The following is a 23,884-nucleotide window of genomic DNA, read 5'->3' as shown; positions in this document are numbered from 1 at the left end:
GGAACGAAGCGGCGGCAAGAGCAGCCGCAAACGCTCCGTTTAATTTGTCGACAGCCGCCGCAAGCGGCGGATTTCTGGCATGCGGTGTGCCCGCCCGCGAGCGCGCCGCGAAGACTGAAACGGGTCAGCTACGGAGACGACAATGTTGAAATCCACACGCAACGCCTTGATCGGCGCGACCCTCATCGGCGTCGCATTCACCGGCCATGCCCATGCGGAAACCACCCTCAATGCCCTGTTCATGGCGCAGGCCGCCTATAGCGAAGCCGACGTGCGCGCCATGACGGAGGCCTTCACCAAGGCCAACCCGGACGTGAAGGTCAATCTCGAATTCGTCCCTTATGAGGGGCTGCACGACAAGACCGTTCTGGCCCAGGGCTCCGGCGGCGGCTACGACGTCGTCCTCTTCGACGTTATCTGGCCGGCGGAATATGCGACCAACAAGATGCTCGTGGACGTCACGGACCGGATTACGGACGAGATGAAGAAAGGCATTCTCCCGGGGGCCTGGACCACGGTGGAATACGACGGCAAGCGCTATGGCATGCCGTGGATCCTCGACACCAAGTATCTCTTCTACAACAAGGAGATCCTCGAGAAGGCCGGCATCAAGGAGCCGCCGAAGACCTGGGACGAGCTTGCCGAGCAGGCAAAGACGATCAAGGACAAGGGGCTCCTCGAAAACCCGATCGCCTGGAGTTGGTCGCAGGCGGAAGCCGCGATCTGCGACTATACGACCCTTGTCAGCGCCTATGGCGGCAAGTTCCTCGACGCGGGCAAGCCCGCCTTCACCGCGGGCGGCGGTCTCGACGCCCTGAACTACATGGTCTCGAGCTACACCTCCGGCCTCACCAATCCGAATTCGAAGGAATTCCTCGAGGAGGATGTACGCAAGGTGTTCCAGAACGGCGAAGCCGCCTTCGCGCTCAACTGGACCTACATGTACAACCTCGCCAACGATCCCAAGGAGAGCAAGGTCGCCGGCAAGGTCGGCGTCGTGCCGGCGCCGGGTGTTGCCGGCAAGAGCGAGGTGTCGGCGGTCAACGGGTCCATGGGGCTCGGCATCACCACCACCAGCAAGCATCCGGAAGAGGCATGGAAATATATCGTCCACATGACCTCACAGGAGACGCAGAACGGCTACGCCAAGCTCAGCCTGCCGATCTGGGCCTCGTCCTATGACGATCCGAGGGTGACCAAGGGCCAGGAAGAGCTGATCGCAGCGGCTAAGCGTGGGCTCGCCGCCATGTATCCGCGGCCGACGACACCGAAATATCAGGAGCTTTCGACTGCACTGCAGCAGGCGATCCAGGAAGCGCTGCTCGGCCAGACGTCGCCGGAAGACGCCCTGAAGACGGCCGCCGAAAACAGCGGCCTCTAAATCCGCCTCGATTCGGTCCTGGACGACAGTCGTCCGGGACCGATCTGCCGGCACCCGCATGACGGCCTTGGCCCGATGAGGAAGGCGCAGACGGATTCTCCGCCCGGCATCGCGCTCCAAACAGTTATAGTCTCACGCTTATGATTTTGACTGCTCCGAAATCATCGTGATCTTGAGGCCGCAGAGGTTTCCATTCATGTCCGGTACCTGGATTTCAACGCGCGCGTGGCTGCTGATGTTGCCGCTCCTCGCGGTCATGATTGCCGTCATCGGCTGGCCGCTCGTCGATACCGTGCGGCTCTCCTTCACCGATGCGAAGCTTGTCGGGACCGAAGGCAGTTTCGTCGGCACCGAGAATTTTACCCGGATGCTGACAGGATCGAACTTCTGGCGGGCGCTCGTCATCACGACCCTGTTCGCTATCGTCTCGGTGGCCGCCGAGATGGTGCTTGGCGTCCTCGCCGCATTGCTGCTCAACCAGCAGTTCCGCGGCCGCACGGCGCTGAGAGCCCTGATGATCCTGCCCTGGGCGCTGCCGACAGTCGTCAACGCCACGCTCTGGCGGCTCATCTACAATCCGGAATACGGCTCGCTCAACGCCGCGCTCACCCAGCTCGGCCTCCTCGACAGCTATCGCTCCTGGCTTGGCGAACCGGGCTCGGCCTTGATCGCGCTGATCGTCGCCGATTGCTGGAAGAACTTTCCGCTGGTGGCGCTGATCGCGCTCGCCGCGCTGCAGGCCGTTCCCCGCGACATCACCGCCGCATCGCTCGTCGACGGCGCCGGTCCCTTCAACCGCTTCCGCTTCGTCAGCATGCCCTATCTGGCCGGGCCTCTGCTGGTGGCGCTGGTGCTGCGCACCATAGAGGCCTTCAAGGTCTTCGATATTATATGGGTGATGACGCGCGGCGGGCCGGCGAACAGCACGCGCACGCTGTCGATCCTCGTGTACCAAGAGGCCTTTTCCTTCCAGCGGGCGGGCTCCGGCGCGTCGCTGGCACTGATCGTCACCCTGCTAGTGACCCTTCTCGCCGTCGCCTATGCGGCGCTGCTGCGCAAGGCGGCAGGAGCAGCATGATGGAACGCCAAGGCCCGCTCTTTTCCCTCTTCGTCCATGCAAGCGCCCTGCTGCTTGCCGTGGTCATACTGGCGCCCCTCGTCTGGCTCTTCGTGATGAGCATTTCGCCGGCCGCCGATCTTTCCGCCAAGCCGCTCAAGTGGTGGCCGAGCGATATCGACCTGTCGCGCTACCGCACGCTGCTATCGGCGATCGAGAACAGTACCGGCGCCGCCTTCATCGCCTCGCTCTTCAACAGCCTCAAGGTCGCCGGCATGGCAACGCTTGCGGCAATCGTCGTTGCGGTTCCGGCCGCCTGGGCCGTGTCGCGCACGCCGGCCGTTTCCTGGTCGCTCTATACGGTGATCGCCACCTACATGCTGCCCCCGGTCGCCCTTGCCGTGCCACTCTATATGGGCCTTGCCTATTTCGGCCTGCTCAACTCGGTCTTCGGCCTGGCGCTCGTCTACCTCACCATTCTCGCCCCCTTCACCACCTGGCTCTTGAAAGCGGGCTTCGATTCCATACCGAGGGAGATCGAAAGCGCGGCGATGATCGACGGCGCGCGGCTCGACCAGATCCTGAGGCTCTTGACGCTGCCGCTTGCCGCTCCCGTCATGGCGACCTCGGCGCTCTTCGCCTTCCTGCTTGCCTGGGACGAATTCTTCTACGCGCTGCTCTTCACCTCCGACCTGCGCGCCAAGACGCTCACCGTCACCATTGCGGATCTCGCCGGCGGCCGTGTTTCCGACTACGGACTGATCGCAACCGCCGGGGTGCTCGCCGCCCTGCCCCCGGTGCTGATCGGTCTCGTCATGCAACGCGCCCTGATTTCCGGGCTCACGAGCGGCGGCGTCAAGGGATGACCATGCGTGTTTCAAAAGAGCGCCCGGCCGGGCTCGTCGCGATCGATCGGGAGATGGCGCGCCAGCATGCCGATGCCGTCGCCTCCTACCAAGGGGCCGCCACGCTCGCCCCGCGGATTGCCACATCGCTGAAATCGACCGGGCGGCTTCTCCTTCTCGGCATGGGCGGCTCGCACGCTGTCGGCCGCGCCGTCGAGCCGCTCTATCGCGCGCTCGGCATCGACGCCGTGGCCCTGCCGCTCTCCGAACAACTCGGCCAGCCCTTGGCCGTCGAAGGCAAGACGATTCTCGTCACCTCGCAATCCGGCGAAAGCGCCGAGGTGCTTCGCTGGTTCAGGGAAACGAACGGCGGCACGGCCGACACGTTCGGCCTGACGCTCGAGGAAGACGCCTTCCTGGCGAAAGCGGCGCCGTCGCTGGTCGGCGCCGGCGGCACCGAGCAGGCGTTCGCCGCCACCCGCAGCCTGACGGTGACCTTCGCGCTGCATCTGGCGATCCTCGCCGCCCTCGGCGCCGATCCGGCCGACGCCCTGAACGCACTTAAAGCGCCCGAGACGCCGGCGATCGACGGCGCCCTTGCGGCGCTCGCCGATGTCGGCGCGATCGTCACTTCCGGCCGGCGACTGCACGGCCTCGCCGAGGCGATCGCGCTCGGTCTCACGGAACTATCGCGCCTGCCCTGCTTTTCTCTCGAGGGCGGCCAGTTGCGCCACGGGCCGATGGAGGTGCTTGGGCCTTCGGTCGGCGTCGTGCTCTTCCGGGCGGCGGATGCGACCGCCGGGCTCGTCGCCGCCATGGCGACCTCGGCCGCGGAAGCCGGCTCGCCGGTCGTCGTCTTCGATGCGTCGGGCGAGCCGCCGATCGAAGGCGTGACGACGATCCGCTTCAAGCCGGCGACAGGCTTGGCGGCGATCTTCGCGATGCTGCCGGTGGCGCAATCCTTCATGATCGCCTTTGCAGACGCCCGCGTCGAGAATGCCGGCACGCCGGTCAGGTCCACCAAGGTCACCCGGAGCGAGTAAGAGATGCGCCCGCTTGCAGCCATCGGCAATGTCAATGTCGACCTCATCCTCGGGCCCGCCGAACCCTGGCCGAAGGCGGGCACGGAGCTCATCGTCGAACACGACGAACTGCGCGTCGGCGGCTGCGCCGGCAACAGCGCGCTCGCCTGGGATTCGCTCGGCGTCGACTACGCGATCGCCGCCAATGTCGGCAACGACCAGTTCGGCGCCTGGCTCAAGGAGGCCTTCGGCGAACGGTCGCGCGACTGGCCGGTCGAAGCCGTCGGCACCACGCTTTCGGTCGGCATCACCCACCCGGATGGCGAGCGCACCTTCTTCACCACCCGCGGCCACCTACCGCTCTTCAGCTTCGACGAGGTGCGCGCCATGCTCGACGGGGAACGGCTCAGCGGCGGCCATGCGCTCCTCTCCGGCTCGTTCCTCACGGATGCCCTGACGCTTGCCTATGACGAGCTCTTCGACTGGGCGGACGCGCATGAGATCGCCGTGGCGCTCGATACCGGCTGGCCGCTCGAAGGTTGGACGGAGGCCAACCAGCTCAAGACCGTGGCCTGGCTCAGGCGCTGCCATTGCGCCCTCTTCAACGAGGTCGAGACGACCACGCTCACGGGCTGGTCTGACCCGGCGGAAGCCGCCCGCAGCCTGAAAGACGCAATGCCGGCGGACGCCATCGTCGTCGTCAAGCGCGGCCCCCACGGCGCGCTCGCCCTCGACCGGGACGGCCAGGAATTTTCCGTTGCCGCACCGCGCGTGACGGTCGTCGACACCATCGGCGCCGGCGATGTCTTCAATGCCGGCTTCCTGGCGGCGCTTGCCGCCGACATGCCGCTCGAAGCCTGCCTCAAGACCGGGGTCGCGATCGCTTCCGAAGCGATTTCCACCCTGCCGCGCAGCTACGGCAAGCCCCTTTCGGCCTTCCTTGAGGAAACCACGCAATGAGCGCACTCGAAATCCGCAACATCCATAAGCGCTATGGCCAGGTGGAAACGCTCAAGGGCATCGACATCGCGCTCGAAAGCGGAGAGTTCCTGGTGCTGCTCGGCTCCTCCGGCTGCGGCAAGTCCACGCTGCTCAACATCATCGCCGGGCTTGCCGAACCGAGCGGCGGCGACGTCCTGATCGGCGAGCGCTCCGTCCTCGGCGCCCATCCCAAGGATCGCGACATCGCCATGGTGTTCCAGTCCTACGCGCTCTATCCGAACATGAACGTCGCCCGCAACATCGGCTTCGGCCTGGAAATGCGCAAGTCACCGGCGGCCGAGCGCGAGAAGGCGGTGCGCGAGACCGCGAGATTGCTCCAGATCGAAAACCTGCTCGACCGCAAGCCGAGCCAGCTCTCCGGCGGCCAGCGCCAGCGCGTCGCGATCGGCCGGGCGCTGGTGCGCAACCCGCGGGTCTTCCTCTTCGACGAGCCGCTGTCGAACCTCGATGCCAAGCTCAGGATGGAGATGCGCACCGAGCTCAAGCGTCTGCACCAGATGCTGAAGACCACGGTCGTCTACGTGACCCACGACCAGATCGAGGCAATGACACTCGCCACCCGCATTGCCGTCATGCGCGACGGCCGCATCGAGCAGCTAGGCACGCCGGAGGAGATCTACGACCGGCCCGCGACGCTCTACGTCGCCGGCTTCGTCGGCTCGCCGCCGATGAATATTCTCGACGCCGAGACGACTGGAAACGGCCTGAAGCTTTACGGTTGCGACGACATCCTTCCGCTGCCGCCCCGTTTCGAGAGCGTCGCGCCGGCGGGCCGGCGCGTGAAGGTCGGCATCCGGCCGGAAGCGTTGCGGCTCGCTGCAACCGATACGCCGGGAGCGAGGCTGACGGCGCGTGTCGAGGTCGTGGAACTCACAGGGCCGGAACTCGTGACCACGGCCGCGCTCGGCGGACAGCGCATCACCGCCTGCCTGCCACCGCGCACGGCGCTCACCACGGGATCGGCCCATGCCTTCACTTTCGACGAGACGGCATTGCATCTCTTCGATGCCGAAAGCGGCCGCTCGCTGCTTTCGGGGTGAGAAGCTCGATCCCCGGACCTGCTCGGTGCCTATTACTGTCGAGTACCGGCGAGCCATGTTGAAGCCGGATTAAGGATCGGGAATCTTCATTCGCCGTGGCCTGAAGAGGGCAATCGGAGACTCACGGGAGCGATTGCGGCATACCATTTTACCCCCGCTAACCGGCTGCGCGGCGATCCCGGCAGCCTACCGCGAATGCGGCCAGATGGCCTTATCGCACCGGCCGCCGCGCGGTTGAGGTCGTACTGGAAGACATCAAGCCGTCCGACATCCTGACGCGCGAGGCATTCCTGAACGCGATCAAGGTCAACTCCGCCATCGGCGGCTCGACCAATGCGCAGCCGCACCTGATGGCAATAGAGTGAGTGTTGCCGGCCTTGTTGCCGGCGCTATAGAATTGAGCTCTCTCGCATATTCCGCACCGGCCTCGGCCGCTGACATCGAGCTGCTCAACGTCTCCTACGATCCGACCCGCGAGCTTTGGCGGGATGTGAACGAGCACTTCATCCCAATCTATGAAAAGCAGACAGGGAACACGCTGACCATCAAACAGTCGCATGGTGGTTCGAGCACGCAAGCGCGTGCCGTCATCGACGGCCTTGAGGCCGACGTTGTCACTCTCGCCTCGTATCTGGACACCAACGCGGTTGCGAAGAGCGGTCTGATCAAGGAAGGCTGGATCGATCGCCTTCCCAATCGCTCGCTCCCCTATACGTCCACCATCGTGTTCGTGGTGCGCAAAGGCAATCCCAAGGGAATCAAGGACTGGCCGGACCTCGTAAAGCCCGGTATCGAAACCATCACCCCGAACCCGAAGACCTCGGGCAATGGCTATCTCAGCTTCTTCGCTGCATGGGGATCTGTCGTCCTGCGCGGTGGATCGCATGACGATGCCGTGAAATACGTGACGAACCTTTACAAGCAGGTTCCCGTCCTCGATTCCGGTGCCCGCGGTGCCACGACCACCTTCGTCCAGAAGGGCATTGGCGACGTGCACGTCGCCTGGGAGAATGAAGCTCATCTTGAAGTTGCGGAGGCGAAGGGCGAGCTTGAGATCGTCAACCCGCCGATCAGCATCCTCGCCGAGCCGTACGTGGCCGTGGTCGACGACAATGTCGACCGAGCGGAGGGTCATCGAGAGGCAGCCGAAGCCTATCTCAAGTACCTCTACACCGATGAGGCTCAGGAACTCCTGGCTAAGCACTTCTACCGGCCGACCAACGAAGCAATCCTGAAGAACTCCATCGGCAAAACCTTCGGGGAGATCAAACGGTTCCCGATTACCGAAATCGCCAAGGACTGGCCGGACGCCCACAAGCAGTTCATCGGCGAGGGCGGCGTGTTCGACACGATCTATAAGCCCAAGCAATAGGCTGGGCAGTTCAGAAGTGTGAAATGGTCGGGCCTCGCGTCCGAATGCTTTCCGGCGCGAAGCCTGTTCACGAGAACGGAAGGGGCTGGGATCTATGGCAAGCGCAAACCGAAGAGTGCTGCCCGGTTTCTCATTGACCTTGGGCGACACCGTATTTTACCTGAGCATCCTGGTGCTCATGCCGATCACTGCGGTCTTCTTCAAGGCAGGCACCCTTTCGCTCGAGGAGTTCTGGGGAGCCGTCTGGACGGAGCGGGCGCGCGCCGCCTACCTGCTGACGTTCGGCGCCGCCTTGGCGGCGGCTGTCGTCAACATCATCCTGGGACTGCTGATTGCCTGGGTCTTGGTCCGGTATGAGTTTCACGGCAAGAAGATCATCGACGCGCTGGTGGACTTGCCCTTGGCGCTGCCCACTGCGGTCGCGGGTCTCGTCTACTCGGCGCTTTACGTACCGAACGGCTGGCTCGGGCAGTATCTGGTGCCGCTCGGAATTCACGGCGCCTATTCCCGTTTCGCCATCGTCCTCGTGCTCGTATTTGTCGGCCTGCCCTTTGTGGTCCGGACGGTGCAGCCGATCCTCGAGAATCTCGATCCGGAGACGGAGGAAGCCTCGGCTTGCCTCGGGGCGACACGTCTGCAGACGTTCTGGAACGTCATCCTGCCCACCCTTTACCCTGCCCTGATCACCGGATTCGCCCTCGCTTTCGCAAGGGGTGTCGCGAATACGGTTCAGTTGTCTTCGTCTCGGGGAACAAGCCCTATGAGACAGAAATCGCCGCAATCCTGATCGTGGCACGCCTTGAAGAGTTTGCCTATGGCGAAGCGACGGCCATCGCTGTCGTACTGCTCGTCATCTCTTGCGGGTGCGAGCAAACGCAGCAGCCAGCATTCCAGCGACGATTCAGCGCGTAAACTCTGCCGGGCCCACCGTTCAGCTTGAATTGGCGCGGGTCGACGATGGCACTCCGCTGACTGCGGAATTGAGCAAGGAGGAGAGTAGCGAACTCAATCTAATGACCGGTGCCACGGTTTACGTGGAACTCACGAAAGTTCGTGTCTTTGCCGAAGATGAATCACTCCAAGAGGCCGAGGAGGGCGCTCCCGATTCCGCTGAGAGCGGAGGTACACCGTCCGTCGCCACAGTTTCTGGCCTTCTCCCGAGGTGCCCAGCTAGGGAGGCAGTGCCCGCACCTCCACCCGCGGGCACTGCTTTTGACGGCTATGGGCAATCCGCTGTTCGTCGATTGAACTGGCTATGGAACTCTCGGCAGCACGATTCCGTCCGGCGACGTCCACGCTTAAGTCTATGAACGGCAGCATTGCGCCCCAAGTCAGACACTGAGCAGAGCACGGTGGCATCCCAGGAGCGGACATGCATAGATGCCGCCGAGCTGCAGGTTTGCGCCAAATGCGGACCTTGCTACTGGAGGCCGCGAAGGTCACGATCCGACCAAGCAGGCATTCCACTCCCGGCTCCTAGTCCTCGTCCAGCGGGCGAGACGACGGTAGATATCAAGATCACAGAAGTGGGCCACGGTGGAGCTTGCGCGAGGTTGGTCTCAAGCCTATCTCAGCGGGGACGGCCACACAGCCAGAGCGCGATATGTCTGCCTTCTGGTTTGCAATTGACGTAGCCCAGGACTGTCGCAGCCACGGCCGTGACGATCTTTTTCGTTCAACTCGTTCGGGGGAAAATCACTATGAAATGGCTACGGGAAGATCTTGGTGGTTTTGACTTCGGCTACCCCTAGTAAATCTGTGTTGGAGCGGGGGGCCGCTTTTGACGTCTGCGGTCGACCCATCCGAGCCCTTTGAGGAGCTCAGCTCCTCAATTTAGAGAGCCAATAATCGCCGGACAGAAAAGGGACAAACGAAAGGAAGTGAGGATTTGACCGGTGCGATCTCGAAAGGTTGCGACCGCGCCTAACTCAGGCGGGCGAGCAGTGCCTTGGCATCGACGAGGTCGCCCGTCTCAAAGCCTTCTGTGAACCAAGCATAGACGGGGGCAAGAAGGTCTCGAGCCTCATCGTTGCGCCCCTGGTCGAGGTACAGGCTGGCAAGGCTGGTCGCAGCTCTCAACTCCGTCGATTTCGCACCCTCGGCGCAGGCCATCGTCAGCGACTTTCGAAACCACCTCTCGGCAGCGCCGCCGCCGGGCGATTCCATGCGCGATAAGAGTTCGCCCTTGGTGCGGAGTAGCTCGGGCACTTGATATTTCGAGCCTGTCTTGGCGGTGATGTCGAACGCGTGCTCCAGCAAGATCAATCCTTTATGTGCCTCGCCGAGCTGCCCATGCGCTTGCGCCAGGACGCAGAGTCGGAACGCCATGCCCATATCTGCGCCGGTGGCCGTAACGGCTTCAACCGCTTCACGCATTTCCCGGATGCCCTGTTCCAATTCCCCCTGTTGGGCGAGCGCCCAGCCAATGTTGAACCGGGCCACCCCGGCCATGAGCCGCAGGTCGAATTTTGTGGCTATCTCAAGCTGCTGTTGAGCCAATTCGCGGCCTGCCTCGGCTTCGCGCCGCAGGAGACGGAGAAAGGCCAAGTTACTCAGCGCGGTGGCGATGCTCACGGAATGAGATACGCAGTTGGCCAACGCCAGCGCCTCTCGAACGCGGTCCAGAGCCTGGTCGGGGTAACCGCGGATCCAGAGAATCTCCGAAAAGTAGTTCCTGCAACAGACGCCAGGGTCATGACCCGTATAGACATAGGTGAGGCGATGATCCCGCTCGCGATCGTAGGTCGCAATCCCCCAGCTTGCGTGCTCCTCGGCGGCCTGATAGTCCCCGAGGAAGAGTTTGCTCGCCCACAACTGATGATGCGCCTCGATGAGAAGGTCCAAATCATTCGCCGACTGAGCGATTTGCAGACATCGGCGGCCGAGGTCATCTGCCTCTCGCAGGTGGCCGGATATCAGTTGGTATGAGGCTTCTCCGCGTACCGCAACGAAGAGCTCTTTGATATCGCCCAGTTGATCGCAAAGCCTGCGTGCCGCCGAGAAGGCGTGCAGAACCTCCGGAGCGCCCCAGCCTTTGACAGCCATGGCTGCCACCCCCATGGCGTTCTGCAAATGAATCTCGCGTCTTAATCGGACCTCGTTGCTGGGCAGGGAGGCGACCACTTGCAATCCCTTGCCGAGGTGGGCCAAGGCTTCGACATTCGCCGACCGCTTCAGCGCCTGCTGCCCTGCCTTCAGCCAATAGTCTCCGGCCCGATCGGCAAGCTCGGCGGCCGTATAGTGGTGCGCGAGCGTCTCAGGCTCGTTCTCGGCGACTTCCCGGAACTGCGCCTCCAGCGTCGACGCAATTGCCGCGTGGATCTGTTGCCGTCGGCTCTTGAGCAGACTTTGATACGCCGCGTCCTGTATAAGCGCGTGCTTGAACGCGTATGTGGCCTCCGGCGCGACACCGTCGCGCAAGACGAGTTCGGATTGTTCGAGCTTGAGAAGATCGGTCCAGAGCCCCGGCTCATCACTTCCGACGACGCCGGTGAGCAGCCGGTGGTGGAAGACGCGCCCGATGCACGCACCGATCTGAGCCACATTCTTGGCCGAAGAGAGCCTGTCTAGGCGGGCCATCAGTGAATCCTGCAGCGTCGACGGAATCGCAAGCGACGGTAGCGGACCGTTCAATCGGTAGCGATCGCCAGCGTCGACAAGCAGGTCGGACTCAAGAACAGCTTTAGTCAGTTCTTCGACAAACAGTGGCACCCCCTCCGTGCGAGCCAAAATCTGGTTTTCGACGTCGGAAGGCAGGGCCTTGCCTCCGGCCACCCCGTCTATGATCGTTGCGCCCTCATCGCGCCCAAGACGGCCAAGTGAGATCGCCGTCACGTGTGGTAGTCCCAGCCAGGTCGGCCGGAATTCCGGACGAAGGGTGACGATCAGAAGCACAGACAGGTCGTGCAGGCGCTCGATGAGCAGGTCGAGCCATTCGGCTGTCGTCGGGTCGATCCAGTGCGCATCCTCGACCACCATCACAACGGGCCGTGACGCTGTGATACCTTCAAGCTGTTGGATGAGGACGCTTAGCGTGCGAGCTTTCTGCGCCTGCGGGCTCAGCTTCGTCGTCGCATATCGGCCCGTGATGTCGATCGACAGCAGAGCAGCAAGAAGTGGGCCCGCTTCAGTTGTGTCCGAAGTCGATTGCAGCATCGATGCTTCGAGCTTGTCGAGCTTCGCGCTCGTGCTGTCGCTCGGTTCAAGTCCGGCAGCGCGCTCAAGCTGCTTGATCACCGGGTAAAGTGCGCTGTTCACGTGGTAGGGTGAACAGAAATAGCGCAACCGTGCGTGCTGCTCCGTGCTCAATCTCTCTTCCAACGCAGCAATCAGCCGCGACTTGCCGATGCCCGGTTCACCTGACACCATCGCCGCCTGACCTTTTCCTGTCCGAGCCTGCTGCCAGCGTTGAAGCAGAAGGTCGAGTTCCTCGGACCGCCCCACGAGCGGCGTCGCGACGCGGTGCAGCGCATCGAACCGGCCCTCCGCATCGGACTCGCCGATGACGCGCCAGGCGGGAACGGGAGCTTCAAAGCCCCTGAGCTGCTGGGGACCGAGATCTATCATCTCAAACAACCCGTCGACCAGCCGGTGCGTGACGTCGGCGATTGCGACGGTATTTGGCTCGGCCAGGGCCTGCAAGCGTGCCGCCAGGTTGGGCGTTTCGCCAACGACCGCCTCTTCCTGGGCGGATCCTTCGCCGATCAGATCGCCGACCACAACCAGGCCGGTGGCAATGCCGATACGGACCGCAAGGGGTGTGCCGAGCGGCGTGGTCAGGGTCGCAGTCGCCGTCGCTGCCGCCAGGCTCGCCCGCACTGCCCGTTCGGCATCGTCCTCATGTGCCGTTGGCCAGCCGAAATAAGCGAGCACGCCGTCGCCCATGAGCTTGGCGACGTACCCCTCGTAGCGTCCAATTTCCATCGACACCGCACTCTGGTAGCCACGGAAGACGTCGCGCATTTCCTCCGGATCGAGCCGCTGTGACAGCTCGGTCGAACCCACGAGGTCGATGAACATGACGGTCAACTGCCGCCGCTCGGCTTCGCGTCCAGAGGGCGGCCCCGTGGCCGACCCGGATCTCGCCGACGACGTCGTCTCGTCACCCAAGGCGGTGATCGCCGCCAGAATCTTGCGACGCGGGCCGACGGGCAGGCCCAGCTCCTTTAGGTCGTCTTCACTGATATGGCGAAGCGCGTCGAAATCAATTTCGTTGGCGCTGAAGGCCTCTGTGTACTTGGCTAGCCCAAGGCGGGACAGCCAAGAGGCAATGTCTGACATGACCACTACCTCGCCGTAGGCGAGTATACCATGGCCGTTCCGCGTCAATAAGCACTCTGGCGTTAGCAACGGTTGCGTCGCCCAGAGCCCGCGGATAGCGTCATATGCGCCAGGACGGACGCGAGTCTCGCTTCGACCCGCTACCGCAGTCGAGAGCAGCGGAGCTAAAGGTCGTCTTTGGCATGGCCAATTTCAGACCTTGGCATCGGGCGGCCATGTGTCCGGTTTTCGTGTTGCACCTCCTAGCAGCGGACGGTCGGCAGTCGGCCCCCCACCTCCGGAAACCCATCGCGTACGGGTTTTCCTTACGGCCAATGGTGGCCGAAGGAGAACTCAGATGGGTACCGCACAATATGATCCTGCCGCGCTGGGCCGACCGGCATGGAACGCTGGCCGGAAAGTCGGCGTCAAGAAGCCCCTGAAGCAGCGCCAGATTTGGGCAATTCGTTTCTTCCTCGATAGGGAGGGGCGCAATGCGAGACCGAGCGCTGTTCGATCTCGCGATCGATAGTAAGCTACGAGGCTGCGATCTGGTTAAGATCAAGATCGGAACCCTCGTCAGCGGTCAGGAAATCCGGAGCCGCGCGATGGTTATCCAGCAGAAGACCAGTCGTCCGGTACAGTTCGAGATTACGACCGAAGTCAGATCAAGCCTGCTCGCATGGCTTGAACGGAGAGGCGGAACAATTGACGACTATGCCTTTCCAAGTCGAGTCGATCATGCCGACCATCTCAGCACTCGCCAGTATGCCCGATTGGTCGATGAGTGGGTGACGGCGATCGGGCTACGTCGCGAGGACTATGGCACACACTCGCTTCGACGCACGAAGGCCGCGATGATCTACAAAGCGGCGGGCAATCTTCGTGCGATTCAGATCCTGCTCGGGCACACCAAGATCGAGAATACAGTCAGGTACCTCGGTGTGGACATCGAGGATGCGCTGGAACTGGCGGAGCATACAGAGACTTGACGTTGAGCGGCTCCGCACCGAGCGGGGCCGTGCGTCGCGGCGCGAGCGGCCCTCGTACGAGAAATGAGGGAGTAGCTAGGCGCCCCTTATCGGTCATAGAGGCAGTTATCACCGCTGCCCGGAAGGAGCCGTTTGATGCATCGACATTAGTGTCCGACTTCGCGTCGGATAAGCGACTCAACTAACGCGGAGTTGCATCTGCCGGACGGCGGACATTGCCTTCCGAATGGAGCCCTGGTGGGCTTCTTGTTCCGTTGGGAGCAGGGCTTCTGACGGAGGGTACGTGCCATCGGCCTTCCCCGCTGCCTCCCCATGCGGCCAAAACGCACGGGTACGTCCGGGCGTCAGCTAGGCCGAGACATTGGACTTCCACAAAGGAAAAGGGTCAGTTGCCCATTGCCAATGATGACGCCGAAGGCGGCCATGGCACAGATGCCTTACTTGCATGCCGGACGCCTGGCATATAAATTGGCCCAATGCTTGATCGTTCATCCCAATCTCCGCCACATATTCCTACGGACGCACTAAGCGAAGTTCTACAGGACTTTCGCCTAAGTGGGGTCAACTACGGCCGTTGTGAGCTACGCCATCCATGGAGCATCGCCTTTCCGCAGCAACAGCTGCTTCGCTTTCATTTCGTCAGTGAGGGGCCATGCTGGGTCCATACCGAAGCCCAGGGATGGCAGGAGTTACAAGACGGCGATCTGGTGTTGTTGCCACAAGGTGCCGAACACCGACTGGCCAGCAAGCCTGATGTTGTCGGGGACTCGCTTAAGAGCTGTCACGTCACCAAGTTGGGGGGCAATGTCTGCGAAGTGGTGCATGAAGGAACAGGAGCGACGAGCACCCTGTTCTGCGGTTCCATGGCTTTGGGTGCGAATGCCCTCAACCCTTTGATCGCTCTGATGCCACCGATCATCAAGGGCTGTGATGTTGCTGGCAATGATCCGATCGTCGGCCCCCTCCTCGCCGCCATGACGGCAGAGGCGTCGCAGCCCCAGATAGGCAGCGCCACGGTCTTGTCACGCATGGCGGACGTCCTCGTCGCGCGGCTTATTCGCTGCTGGGTCAATTGCAGCGGAGCCTCGACCAGCGGCTGGCTCGCCGCGATCCGTGATCCTCATATCGGTCGTGCGCTGGCAGCCATGCACCGAGATCCCGGCCATGACTGGACGCTTGAGACCCTTGCTGGCGTGGCAGGTCAATCGCGCTCGATCTTCGCGGAACGCTTCAGCGCCATTTTGGGAGAAGGCGCGGCACGCTATCTCGCCCGTCTGCGCATGCAGCTTGCACGAGAGCTACTCGGTCAAAACATGTCGGTTGCCGAGGTCGCTTCTCAACTGGGCTATGAATCTGAAGCTTCTTTCGCTCGCGCCTTCAAGCGCATTACCAGCGTTTCACCTGGCGTTGTGCGCCGCACCATTTCCGGACGAACGGTCATAGAATTCGGACTTTAGGGTACATTTTATCCTGAAAGACTCCGCTATGAAGACCTCCAAACCTTGGAGGTACTTCAATGACGGACACAACATCACAGCTTGACGGCCCCGCGATTGGCCTCGATTCTGCCGTTCCGAGTGCATGGAGCCCCACTACCTGGCTTGCCGTCATTTCAATGGCAGCCGCAAGCTTTGCGCTGGTGTCAGCTGAATTCCTGCCGGCAGGCCTGTTGACGCCAATGGCGCGTGACCTTGGCATCAGCGAGGGAACCGCCGGTCAGGTTGTCACCGCCACCGCGTCTGTTGGCGCGGTGACGGCCTTGTTGAGCAATGTTCTCATCGGCAAACTGAACCGGAAGACTGTCCTGGTTGGCCTAAGTGCCTTGGCTATCGGCTCCAATCTTCTGGCCGCGCTCGCGACCGATTTTTGGCTATTGTTGTTGGGCCGAGCCGGGCTGGGCGTGGCGCTAAGTGGTTTCTGGGCGCTTTCAGTTGCCGTCGTGGCGAGATTGGTTGGAACCAATGCGACAGGTCGGGGCATGGCTATAGTCACTCTCGGCGTCTCTCTTGCCACCATCGCGGCACCATCGATGGGTGCTTTGATCAGCGATTGGCTCGGCTGGCGTGCCGCCACAGGCATGACGGCAGGGCTCGCAGCGGTTGCGATGCTGCTGCAGATACTCAGCTTGCCGACACTACCCGCAAGCGCAAGCAACAGTCTTTCTGACGTCTTCCGGCTGACGAAACGGCGCACTGTTCAGCTCGGAATGCTTGCCATCCTCTTGCTGATGACCGGACATTTTGCCGGCTCGGTCTACGTGCGACCCTTCCTCGAACAAGTGACGCTCCTTGGCACGGGGCCGATTGCCTTGGCGCTCCTCGGGTTTGGCATCGCCGCTGTGATCGGCAATGTCGCCGGCGGCCGACTGGCAGACGCCAATATCCGCATGGCACTCGCTGTCACCGGCGTATTGATGGCGTTTGCGGCGCTTGCTCTCGTACTCTGGGGTGCACATAGCGGCATCGCGTTTGCCCTGGTTACACTTTGGGGTTTAGCTTTTGGGATGGCTCCGGTGGTATTGCCTACTAACTTGTCCCGGGGCGCAGGGAATGCCTTGGAGGCTGCTGGCAGCTTGATGGTCGTTTCGTTCCAGGTCGCCATCAGCATGGGTGCGGTGTTCGGCGGCTACATCGTCGATCACCATGGCGCTTCCGGGCCGTTGATCATTACCGCCGTCTTGGCGGCATCGACCATCGTCCTGGCGTTGCTGCAGCCCCGCAGGTGACTCTTAGGGCCCCAGCGAAGGTGAGCAGAAGAGGCGAGATCTCAGGTGTCCGGGAGGCCGGGTGAGGCTAAATCCGGGACATGGCGATGCTTTCTCGTTGCGGCGAGGAGCATCGACCGATCGCCCATGACCGCAATCACAACAATCTGGATTGAGGGGCGCTGCAGATCGGCGCTCACGAACGGCGCGGCAAGTTTCCGCCTCAAATACGTTATTCAGGACGACTCGCCACCATCTTGAAAGCAGTCATCCGTTCAGCCGCCGCCGCAAAATGTTCAGCGGCGCGCGACACCGATCAGTGCGGTAGATGGTATCGGCAGAACCGCTCGATCGGCAGCAATTCTGCGTACCTCGGCGACGACTGCCGCTTTCTCCTGATCGGAAAGGCTAGTCCAATCCGGAGACATGCCAAACAATGTGTCGGGCTCGTTGAGTGTCGTGACCTCAAGTTCATATTCATATATTACTTGATCGATCTGCGGATCCCGATAGCCTGCATCGATCAGTTCCTGCGCGAAATCCTTCGGATCGTTTAGCGCCTGGACGGCTTCCGGCATCGCCACGCTCTGAAGGTCAGGAAACAGCGTCTGGCGGATCTGGGTCAGCAGCAGAAACGTCGCCGCGCCACGGCTCTGCCAGGTTGCGACCACACCATATCCACCCGGACGAGTCACTCGCGCCATCTCGGCGAGGCCCTTGCGCCAGTCGGGGAACATGATCACGCCGAATATCGAGAAGACTGCGTCGAAACCGGCGTCAGGAAGGTCGAGCTTCTGCCCATCCATGACGCGCGCCTCCACATTGGGCAGTCGGGCAGCCGCGATGCGGGTGACCATGCCGGGCGAGAAGTCGGTCGCGAGCACCTGAGCGCCCGTGCGCGCCGCAGCCAATGCCAATGCGCCAGTGCCGGCCGCGACATCCAGGACTCGAGCCTCCGAGGTCAGCGGCACGCGTGCCAACGCCGCTTCGGCATAGCGCGCAGTGAAGGGGTGCGCGGACTTCTCGTAGTGCCGAGCGGCAGTATCCCAATGATCGGGGTTCTCAAATTCACGCATGTCACGCCTCTACGAATCATGTAACATTTAATGTAACGTGAGTTGCCGATGCTGCCAATCCACTCCACCTTGCAAAGGATGAAACCGTGCGCAACGACAGCCGTCTTTCCCGCATGCTCCATGTGTTGCTCCACATGGCACGTCACGATGGACCTATGACGTCCGAGGTGGTCGCGCGCATGCTTGGGACCAACCCGGTGGTCGTCCGCCGTACGATGGCAGGCCTGCGTAAAGCGGGTTATGTGCGATCGGAGAAAGGGCACGGCGGCGGTTGGTCGATCGCCATGGACCTGACGAAAGTGTCGCTGCTCGATGTTCATCGGGCAGTGGGAGGTCCGCGCATCTTCGCCATCGGTAGCGAGCATGCCAGCCCCGACTGCGCCATCGAGAAGGTCGTCAACGAGGCGGTCGAAGGCGCCATGCGTGAGGCTGAGGCATTGTTGATCGGCCGTCTCGGGGAGGTCAGCCTGGCGGAACTCGCCAAACGCTTCGACGTGCGTTGTACTGGGGCGATTGAGGCGCGGGCGCCGAAGCAAACCTAAGCATACTAGCAGACGGGATACATTTTAGGCGGTCCGCAACGCGTCCAAACCCGGCCGTTGATCTCTGCTTAACTGCCGTCCGAAACAGCCATTGTCGATGGGGACATGATCCGACGCCAGTGGCCGGGCGTCATGTTTTCCCACTCACGGAACGCGCGATAGAACGAATTGGTGTCCTGGTATCCGAGCAGGAAGGCCACTTCCTCTATGTCAATCGAGGGATCGGAGAGAAGCTGGGAACCGAGTTCCTGTCTGGCTTCGGTCAGAAGAGCACGGAATGTCGTGCCTTCCGCGGTAATACGCCGCTGGAGGGTGCGCTCGCTCAGCCCCAGTTCGTGCGCCACGGCTCCAACATCCGGGCGCCCACTGGCCATGGCGCGCTTCAAAGCGCCTTTTACCAGCTCACCGAGTGTGGCCTGCGCCTCAATCTCACGCACTGCGGTTGCCAGCGCGGGGGTTAGCATCAGGAGCAGTTCGGGGTTGTGCCCAGGAAATGGCAGGTCGAGGTCCGGCGCATTCAGCACCATGCGATCACGTCTCGCCCCGAAATGGATCGGACAGTCGAAGAAAATGCCGTGCTTGTCCGTTCCGGGATTTGGCCGCCGCAGTTCCACCGAGATTGGCCGCAGGTGACGGCCAGTGCCGCGTCGGCCGAGTTCCAGCAAAAGAGCAAAGCTTGCGTCCACCGACAGGGGCGGCTCCGGTTCGGTGCCCGCAGGCCACTCGATCGTCACGGACACTTTGCCGTCGCGCTCCTCGAAACAAAGGCGGTCAGGGCTGCACAGGCGGTTGAAGCGGGCCATCCGCGCCATACCGTCCCGAAAGTCGACAGCGTAGGACGCCACCAGAAATGCAAGCTTGTGATTGGCGGTGCTGGTCTCGCTCACCATCCTGATGCTGAAGGCGGGGTCCTGGGAGAGCGCCTCTATGGCATTCCAGATTGCGAAAAACTGCGTCGTGCTGATGACCGCGGAATTGTCGAGATGAAGCGTCGCAGGAAGCCTGGCATGTCGCAGGACCGCTGAAGGCCGCAGTCCCAGTTGTTCCAGCGACTGCCAGAATGGCCTCGGCAATTTGCATCGGTCAGAAGGCACTTTGGTCATGGCTATCTCTCTTTACTCCAGTTGGAGATCGCAGGTGGCGGAATGGCCCACGGCACGTCTTGCCCTGCGGGGGCATAATGCCATCGGGCAAATCGCACCGCGGCAATTGCGCAATGCACATCTCGGGCCTAGCGCCCGGCGTACGGACGGGGCAAGTGCTTACATACTGTCGGGCGTATACGGTAGCGATCTTGGCGCTTTTCGCAAGTCTGTTGGCGCCGTCTGCTAGTGCGCGCACTGCGTTCTGTCCTTATCTTCTGCTCCTGTGGTGCCGATGTTGAACCCTGCACCCGGCAATAGCGAAATTTCGACCCGGCAGCCCTGCAACATCGCAAGCAAGGGAGCCGATCCAGATAACAACAGCCATCAATCAGGAGATTTGAACGTGACGCTCACATTTTACACCAATCCCAATTCCCGCGGCCGCATTGTACGCTGGATGCTGGAGGAAATCGGCCAGCCCTACGAGACGGTGGTCATCGATTACCAGAAGGCCAGCGCATTCGACGAGTGGGGCGGGGCGGCTCTTGAACGACCGGTGTCTGGCGATCCCAATGACGAGCGGGTCCGCTTCTTCACGCAGGTCAATCCCATGGGCAAGGTGCCTGCGATCGTGCATGACGGCCACGCCGTGGCCGAAAGCGGCGCAATCATCGCCTATCTCGCAGAAACCTTTCCGCAAGCCGGTCTGGCGCCTACCCCGGAAGAGCGTGCCGATTATTATCGCTGGATGTTCTTCGCCGCCGGTCCGATCGAACAGGCCGTCACCAATCACCGCGCCAAATTCGTGCCAGCGCCGGAGCAGGAGTTCTTCTTCGGCTACGGCAGCTATAAGCGAACGCTGGATGAACTGGAACGCGCGGTCCAGGCGCATCCTTTCATCGCAGGCGACCGGTTCACAGCTGCGGACATCTATATCGGCTCGCATATCGGCTGGGGCCTCGGCCTCCAGACCCTACCTCCGCGTCAGGCGTTTCTCGACTATATCGGAAAACTGGTGAACAGGGACGCTTTCAAGCGAGGCGTGGCCAAGGACGAGGAATTGATAGCGCAAGCTGCGGCCCGTGCCGCATAGGCATGTCGCCTTCACGCCCGGGTTCGGAGAATACCGTCTCCAGCATAGCTGCGCCCGGGAGGCAGGCTGAAATATCCGGCAATACCGCGCCGCACGCATGAGACCCCGCTTGAGCTACTCCTCCGGGCAACCGCATGCGTGCGCCTCAAGTGGCTCTGGATTTACTCCGGCCGTTGACACGTGGAGGGTTTGAAGCTGCACACGCGAGCGGCGACCCGGAGTCGGAGCATACCGTCAGCCTTTCCCGTGTGAATGGCCGCACTCCCTCAAGTTTACCTGACAGCGGACAGTCAGCAGTCGGCCCCACTCACGACGTTCGACGTGATGTCCACAAGCGTCCGAAAAGCCCGCTTTTCGGCCGTGCAGTTTGCCCGCAGCGATCGGCGCGGTTGAGCCCTGAACGGTCAATCAACTATCTTCTGCAAACGACCGCTCTGCGCTTTGGTGCGGACCTAATGCGTTCACTCTGCCGACCAGTGCCTTCGCTGCCAGGCGCGCTTATTGGCATTCCCGTTGTAACCGCCCTCCTGATGCCATTCATGAAGACATCAGATTTTTTTCAGAATCCGATCGGGATTTTGGTCCTCTCTTCCGGCGATAACTGATGCTGCGAGGTGCACAGGGCGCTTCAGTAATCAGATCACTTAGGTTGTAACGCCGGAAGGGCAATGACCGGCGACAGTCTCTCTTTGGGGGTTCGAACATGCCGAATAACCTCACCACAAGCCGCCGTTCACTGGTCCTTTCCACCGTTGCGCTTGGCCTTGCCTCGGCGGGCTTCGTTGGCTGGTCCACGGCAAGCAGCAGCGACGGCGGGGTAGTTCCGAGCGCCGATCGCGGGCGCGAGATACGCGTTGTCAAGACGCTCACTATCGAACCAAAGGCAATGCCCACCCACCACAGCGCCGTTGGCGAAATCCGCCCACGAAGCGAGAGCGAATTCGCCTTCCGCGTATCCGGCAAGCTCGTGTCGCGGCTGGTGGATGTCGGGATGACGGTCAGGAAGGGCGACGTCCTCGCCCGCCTCGACGATCAGGACTACCGCAATCGCCTGAGAAGCGCCAAGGCAGACCAGCAGGCGGCAGAGGCCGCCGTCGTTGAAGCGCGCGCGAGCGAGGTCCGAATCAGGAAACTGCTGGAACAAGGATACACGACGCGCGCCAATCACGATGCTGCCTTGAAAAACCTGCGTTCGACCGTCGCCAAGCTGGAGGCGATGAAGGCAGCCTTCGACATGGCCAGGGATCAGCTCGCCTATACCGAACTCCGGGCCGATTTCGACGGCATCGTCACCACCGTTGGCGCCGAGGAGGGCCAGGTCGTCAATGTCGGGCAGATGGTGGCACGGGTCGCCGATCCGGCCAACAAGGATGCCGTCTTCTCGATTGCCGAGGCGATGTTCGCGGCACACCCGGCCGAGAGGGCCGGTGCTCGGGTCAGCATCTCGCTGCTCAGCAATTCGTCCATTGCCACACTCGGCTTCGTTCGCGAAGTCGCGCCTATGGCGGACGCGGCGACGCGCACCTATCAGGTCAAGGTAGCGCTGCAAAATGCGCCCGAGGCGATGCGGTTCGGCGCCAGCGTGGCCGGACGGGTGGAGCGCACGGGCGATCCGGTCGTCACCATTCCCGGCAGTGCGCTGTTCGATCTGCGTGGCGAGCCGGCAGTGTGGGTCGTAAGCGCAGACGACACCGTCGCGCTGAAGCCGATCGTCGTTGGCCACTACGAGACCGACCGCGTCGTTGTCAGCGACGGTCTGACCAAGGGAGACATTGTCGTCACGGCCGGTGTCAACCGGCTGCGTGACCGGCAGAAAGTCCGCATCGAAGGAGATGGGAAATGAACGCTCTCGATACTGAAGTCCTGATCGTCGGCGCCGGGCCGACAGGCCTGACGCTCGCCCTATGGCTCGTTCGCCTGGGCGTCGACATCCGCATCATCGACAAGTCGGCCGCGCCCGGCGAAACGTCGCGCGCCCTTGCCGTGCAGGCTCGGACGCTGGAATTTCACCGGCAGATCGGCGTTGTCGATGACGTGCTCGAGGCCGGCATCCGTCTGGAGCAATTGACCGCCCGCACGCCTGAGAAGGTGAGCGCCATCATCCCCTTGAGCAGATTCGGCGAAGGCGTCAGCCGCTATTCCTATGCCTTCGCACTGCCGCAGGACATCCACGAGCGCGTGCTCGTAGCTCACCTCGAGGAAGCCGGTGTCCTTATCGAGCGGCAAACCGAGCTCGTCGCATTCGAGGAAGAGGACGGCGGCGTGACCGTCACGACTAGTCGCGAGGGGGTCAAGAAGGCCTTCAGGACCCGCTACATCTGCGGCTGCGACGGCGCGCGCAGCACGGTCCGCTATTCGCTCGGCATCGGCTTTCCCGGCGGCACCTACGACCAGTCCTTCTATGTCGCCGATGTCGACGGCGACGGGGAGGTAACGCAGAACGGCATGGACGTCTGCCTCGGCAGCTACGGCTTCGCCCTGATCATGCCGGTGCGACAGACCGGCAGTCTCAGGCTGATCGGCGTGGTCCCGGAGGCGCATGAACGCGACCCTGTCATTACTTTTGAAGCCATTCGCCCCGAAATTGAGCGCAACACCGGCATTGCCATCAAGGCACTCAACTGGTTCTCGACCTATCGCGTGCACCATCGCGTCGCCGACCGGTTCCGCGTTGGCCGCGCTTTCCTGCTCGGAGATGCCGGCCACATCCATAGCCCTGCCGGCGGCCAGGGGATGAACACCGGCATCGGTGATGCCGTCAACCTCGCCTGGAAACTCGCCGCCGTGGTGCAGGGCCGCGCCGCCGCCTCTCTGCTCGACACCTACGAGACAGAACGGCTCGCCTTTGCCCGCGTGCTGATCAAGAGCACCGACCAGGCCTTCAAACTCGTATCGGGCCGCTCCTGGCTCCTTGGCCTATGGCGGCGCTACGCAATGGCAAAGGTGATCTCGGCGATCACCCGCACGAAGATCGGCGCCCGTGCCTTCTTTGCGCTCATCTCGCAGACCGGGATCAGCTATCGGAAGAGCGCTTTGAGTTCCGGCCGCGCCGGTGCTGTCCAGGGCGGTGATCGGCTGCCATGGGTGCCGGTTGGAGAAAGCGACAACCACGCCAGCCTCGCCACGCTCGACTGGCAGGTCCACGTTTATGGCGAAATCGAACCGGAGTTCAGGGTAGCCAGTTCGCTTGCCGGCATCCCGCTTCACCATTTCGACTGGAGCACCGCGGCGGCGCGGGCCGGCTTGGTCAGGAACACGGTCTATCTCGTGCGGCCGGATGGTCACGTCGCGATCGTCGCCGGGCAGGACGCAACCGTCTTCGAGCGCTTCATCGAGACCTTTGCAATCAAGCCGAGACCCATCGAACACCGGGCCGTCGAACGGTCGAGCACACTGACTGCCGTCTAGCCCTGA

At 62.3% G+C, this 23,884-nt stretch carries 18 protein-coding genes and 3 pseudogenes; 18 read left to right on the top strand and 3 right to left on the bottom strand.

Annotated features, from left to right (window positions below; translation table 11 throughout):
• Window positions 1-142: 142 nt before the first annotated feature.
• The 11 genes and pseudogenes from AU381_RS27510 to AU381_RS31305 all read left to right on the top strand — a co-directional run bounded on the left by AU381_RS27510 (window position 143) and on the right by AU381_RS31305 (window position 9,029).
• Window positions 143-1,381 carry an extracellular solute-binding protein gene (locus tag AU381_RS27510; protein ID WP_064244751.1) on the top strand — a complete coding sequence of 413 codons (1,239 nt, stop codon included), beginning with the start codon at window positions 143-145 and terminating at the stop codon, window positions 1,379-1,381.
• Between the two features lie 196 nt (window positions 1,382-1,577).
• A complete protein-coding gene (locus AU381_RS27505) occupies window positions 1,578-2,459 on the top strand; it encodes a carbohydrate ABC transporter permease (RefSeq protein WP_064244750.1) in 882 nt (293 codons plus the stop codon).
• The gene (locus AU381_RS27500; RefSeq protein WP_064244749.1) at window positions 2,459-3,304 is read left to right on the top strand and encodes a carbohydrate ABC transporter permease; all 846 of its coding nucleotides are present in this window, start codon (window positions 2,459-2,461) and stop codon (window positions 3,302-3,304) included. Before AU381_RS27505 ends, AU381_RS27500 begins: the two co-directional genes overlap by 1 nt.
• Entirely contained in the window at window positions 3,301-4,326 is a 1,026-nt protein-coding gene (locus AU381_RS27495) for an SIS domain-containing protein (RefSeq protein ID WP_064244748.1), read from the top strand. Before AU381_RS27500 ends, AU381_RS27495 begins: the two co-directional genes overlap by 4 nt.
• A 3-nt stretch (window positions 4,327-4,329) precedes the next feature.
• Window positions 4,330-5,265, top strand: a complete 936-nt coding sequence (locus AU381_RS27490; RefSeq protein WP_064244747.1) for a carbohydrate kinase family protein — start codon at window positions 4,330-4,332, stop codon at window positions 5,263-5,265.
• Window positions 5,262-6,347, top strand: a complete 1,086-nt coding sequence (locus AU381_RS27485; protein WP_064244746.1) for an ABC transporter ATP-binding protein — start codon at window positions 5,262-5,264, stop codon at window positions 6,345-6,347. The genes AU381_RS27490 and AU381_RS27485 overlap by 4 nt, the downstream gene beginning before the upstream one ends.
• An 18-nt stretch (window positions 6,348-6,365) precedes the next feature.
• Window positions 6,366-6,455 (top strand): annotated as a pseudogene (locus AU381_RS31140) (hypothetical protein); the annotation flags it as partial.
• Window positions 6,456-6,504: 49 nt separating this feature from the next.
• Window positions 6,505-6,706: pseudogene (locus AU381_RS30495) on the top strand (dihydroxy-acid dehydratase domain-containing protein); the annotation flags it as partial.
• A gap of 38 nt (window positions 6,707-6,744) precedes the next feature.
• Window positions 6,745-7,719 carry a sulfate ABC transporter substrate-binding protein gene (locus AU381_RS27480; RefSeq protein ID WP_199275330.1) on the top strand — a complete coding sequence of 325 codons (975 nt, stop codon included), beginning with the start codon at window positions 6,745-6,747 and terminating at the stop codon, window positions 7,717-7,719.
• A 94-nt stretch (window positions 7,720-7,813) separates the two neighbouring features.
• Window positions 7,814-8,506: a sulfate ABC transporter permease subunit CysT gene (cysT, locus tag AU381_RS27475; RefSeq protein WP_064244744.1), complete on the top strand. Its 693-nt coding sequence runs from the start codon at window positions 7,814-7,816 to the stop codon at window positions 8,504-8,506.
• Between the two features lie 76 nt (window positions 8,507-8,582).
• Complete coding sequence (locus AU381_RS31305) at window positions 8,583-9,029, top strand: TOBE-like domain-containing protein (RefSeq protein WP_162273472.1); 447 nt, start codon at window positions 8,583-8,585, stop codon at window positions 9,027-9,029.
• 613 nt (window positions 9,030-9,642) lie between these two features.
• On the opposite strand, the gene AU381_RS27470 is transcribed toward AU381_RS31305, so the two are convergent.
• Window positions 9,643-12,999, bottom strand: coding sequence for an AAA family ATPase (locus tag AU381_RS27470; protein ID WP_064244743.1), 3,357 nt, complete (start codon window positions 12,997-12,999; stop codon window positions 9,643-9,645).
• 337 nt (window positions 13,000-13,336) lie between these two features.
• On the opposite strand from AU381_RS27470, the pseudogene AU381_RS27465 reads away from it, so the two are divergent.
• The 3 genes and pseudogenes from AU381_RS27465 to AU381_RS27455 all read left to right on the top strand — a co-directional run bounded on the left by AU381_RS27465 (window position 13,337) and on the right by AU381_RS27455 (window position 16,695).
• Window positions 13,337-13,970: pseudogene (locus AU381_RS27465) on the top strand (tyrosine-type recombinase/integrase).
• Window positions 13,971-14,446: 476 nt separating this feature from the next.
• On the top strand, window positions 14,447-15,427 hold the full coding sequence (locus AU381_RS27460) for an AraC family transcriptional regulator (protein ID WP_064244742.1): 981 nt from the start codon (window positions 14,447-14,449) through the stop codon (window positions 15,425-15,427).
• Window positions 15,428-15,486: 59 nt separating this feature from the next.
• On the top strand, window positions 15,487-16,695 hold the full coding sequence (locus tag AU381_RS27455) for an MFS transporter (protein ID WP_064244741.1): 1,209 nt from the start codon (window positions 15,487-15,489) through the stop codon (window positions 16,693-16,695).
• A gap of 275 nt (window positions 16,696-16,970) precedes the next feature.
• Here AU381_RS27455 and AU381_RS27450 read toward each other — a convergent pair whose 3' ends face one another.
• Window positions 16,971-17,750: a class I SAM-dependent methyltransferase gene (locus AU381_RS27450; RefSeq protein ID WP_064244740.1), complete on the bottom strand. Its 780-nt coding sequence runs from the start codon at window positions 17,748-17,750 to the stop codon at window positions 16,971-16,973.
• An 86-nt stretch (window positions 17,751-17,836) separates the two neighbouring features.
• On the opposite strand from AU381_RS27450, the gene AU381_RS27445 reads away from it, so the two are divergent.
• Window positions 17,837-18,292 (top strand): Rrf2 family transcriptional regulator, encoded by a 456-nt coding sequence (locus AU381_RS27445; protein WP_064244739.1) that lies wholly within the window; start codon window positions 17,837-17,839, stop codon window positions 18,290-18,292.
• Between the two features lie 68 nt (window positions 18,293-18,360).
• On the opposite strand, the gene AU381_RS27440 is transcribed toward AU381_RS27445, so the two are convergent.
• Complete coding sequence (locus tag AU381_RS27440) at window positions 18,361-19,395, bottom strand: AraC family transcriptional regulator (protein ID WP_064244738.1); 1,035 nt, start codon at window positions 19,393-19,395, stop codon at window positions 18,361-18,363.
• Window positions 19,396-19,774: 379 nt separating this feature from the next.
• On the opposite strand from AU381_RS27440, the gene AU381_RS27435 reads away from it, so the two are divergent.
• The 3 genes from AU381_RS27435 to AU381_RS27425 all read left to right on the top strand — a co-directional run bounded on the left by AU381_RS27435 (window position 19,775) and on the right by AU381_RS27425 (window position 23,878).
• The gene (locus AU381_RS27435) at window positions 19,775-20,470 is read left to right on the top strand and encodes a glutathione S-transferase family protein (RefSeq protein ID WP_199275328.1); all 696 of its coding nucleotides are present in this window, start codon (window positions 19,775-19,777) and stop codon (window positions 20,468-20,470) included.
• A 703-nt stretch (window positions 20,471-21,173) separates the two neighbouring features.
• On the top strand, window positions 21,174-22,313 hold the full coding sequence (locus AU381_RS27430) for an efflux RND transporter periplasmic adaptor subunit (protein ID WP_064244737.1): 1,140 nt from the start codon (window positions 21,174-21,176) through the stop codon (window positions 22,311-22,313).
• A complete protein-coding gene (locus AU381_RS27425) occupies window positions 22,310-23,878 on the top strand; it encodes an FAD-dependent monooxygenase (protein ID WP_064244736.1) in 1,569 nt (522 codons plus the stop codon). Before AU381_RS27430 ends, AU381_RS27425 begins: the two co-directional genes overlap by 4 nt.
• Window positions 23,879-23,884 lie beyond the last annotated feature (6 nt).

The sequence above is a fragment of the Sinorhizobium glycinis genome, assembly GCF_001651865.1.
Lineage (GTDB): Bacteria > Pseudomonadota > Alphaproteobacteria > Rhizobiales > Rhizobiaceae > Sinorhizobium > Sinorhizobium glycinis.
This window is presented reverse-complemented; position numbering and strand designations above follow the sequence as displayed.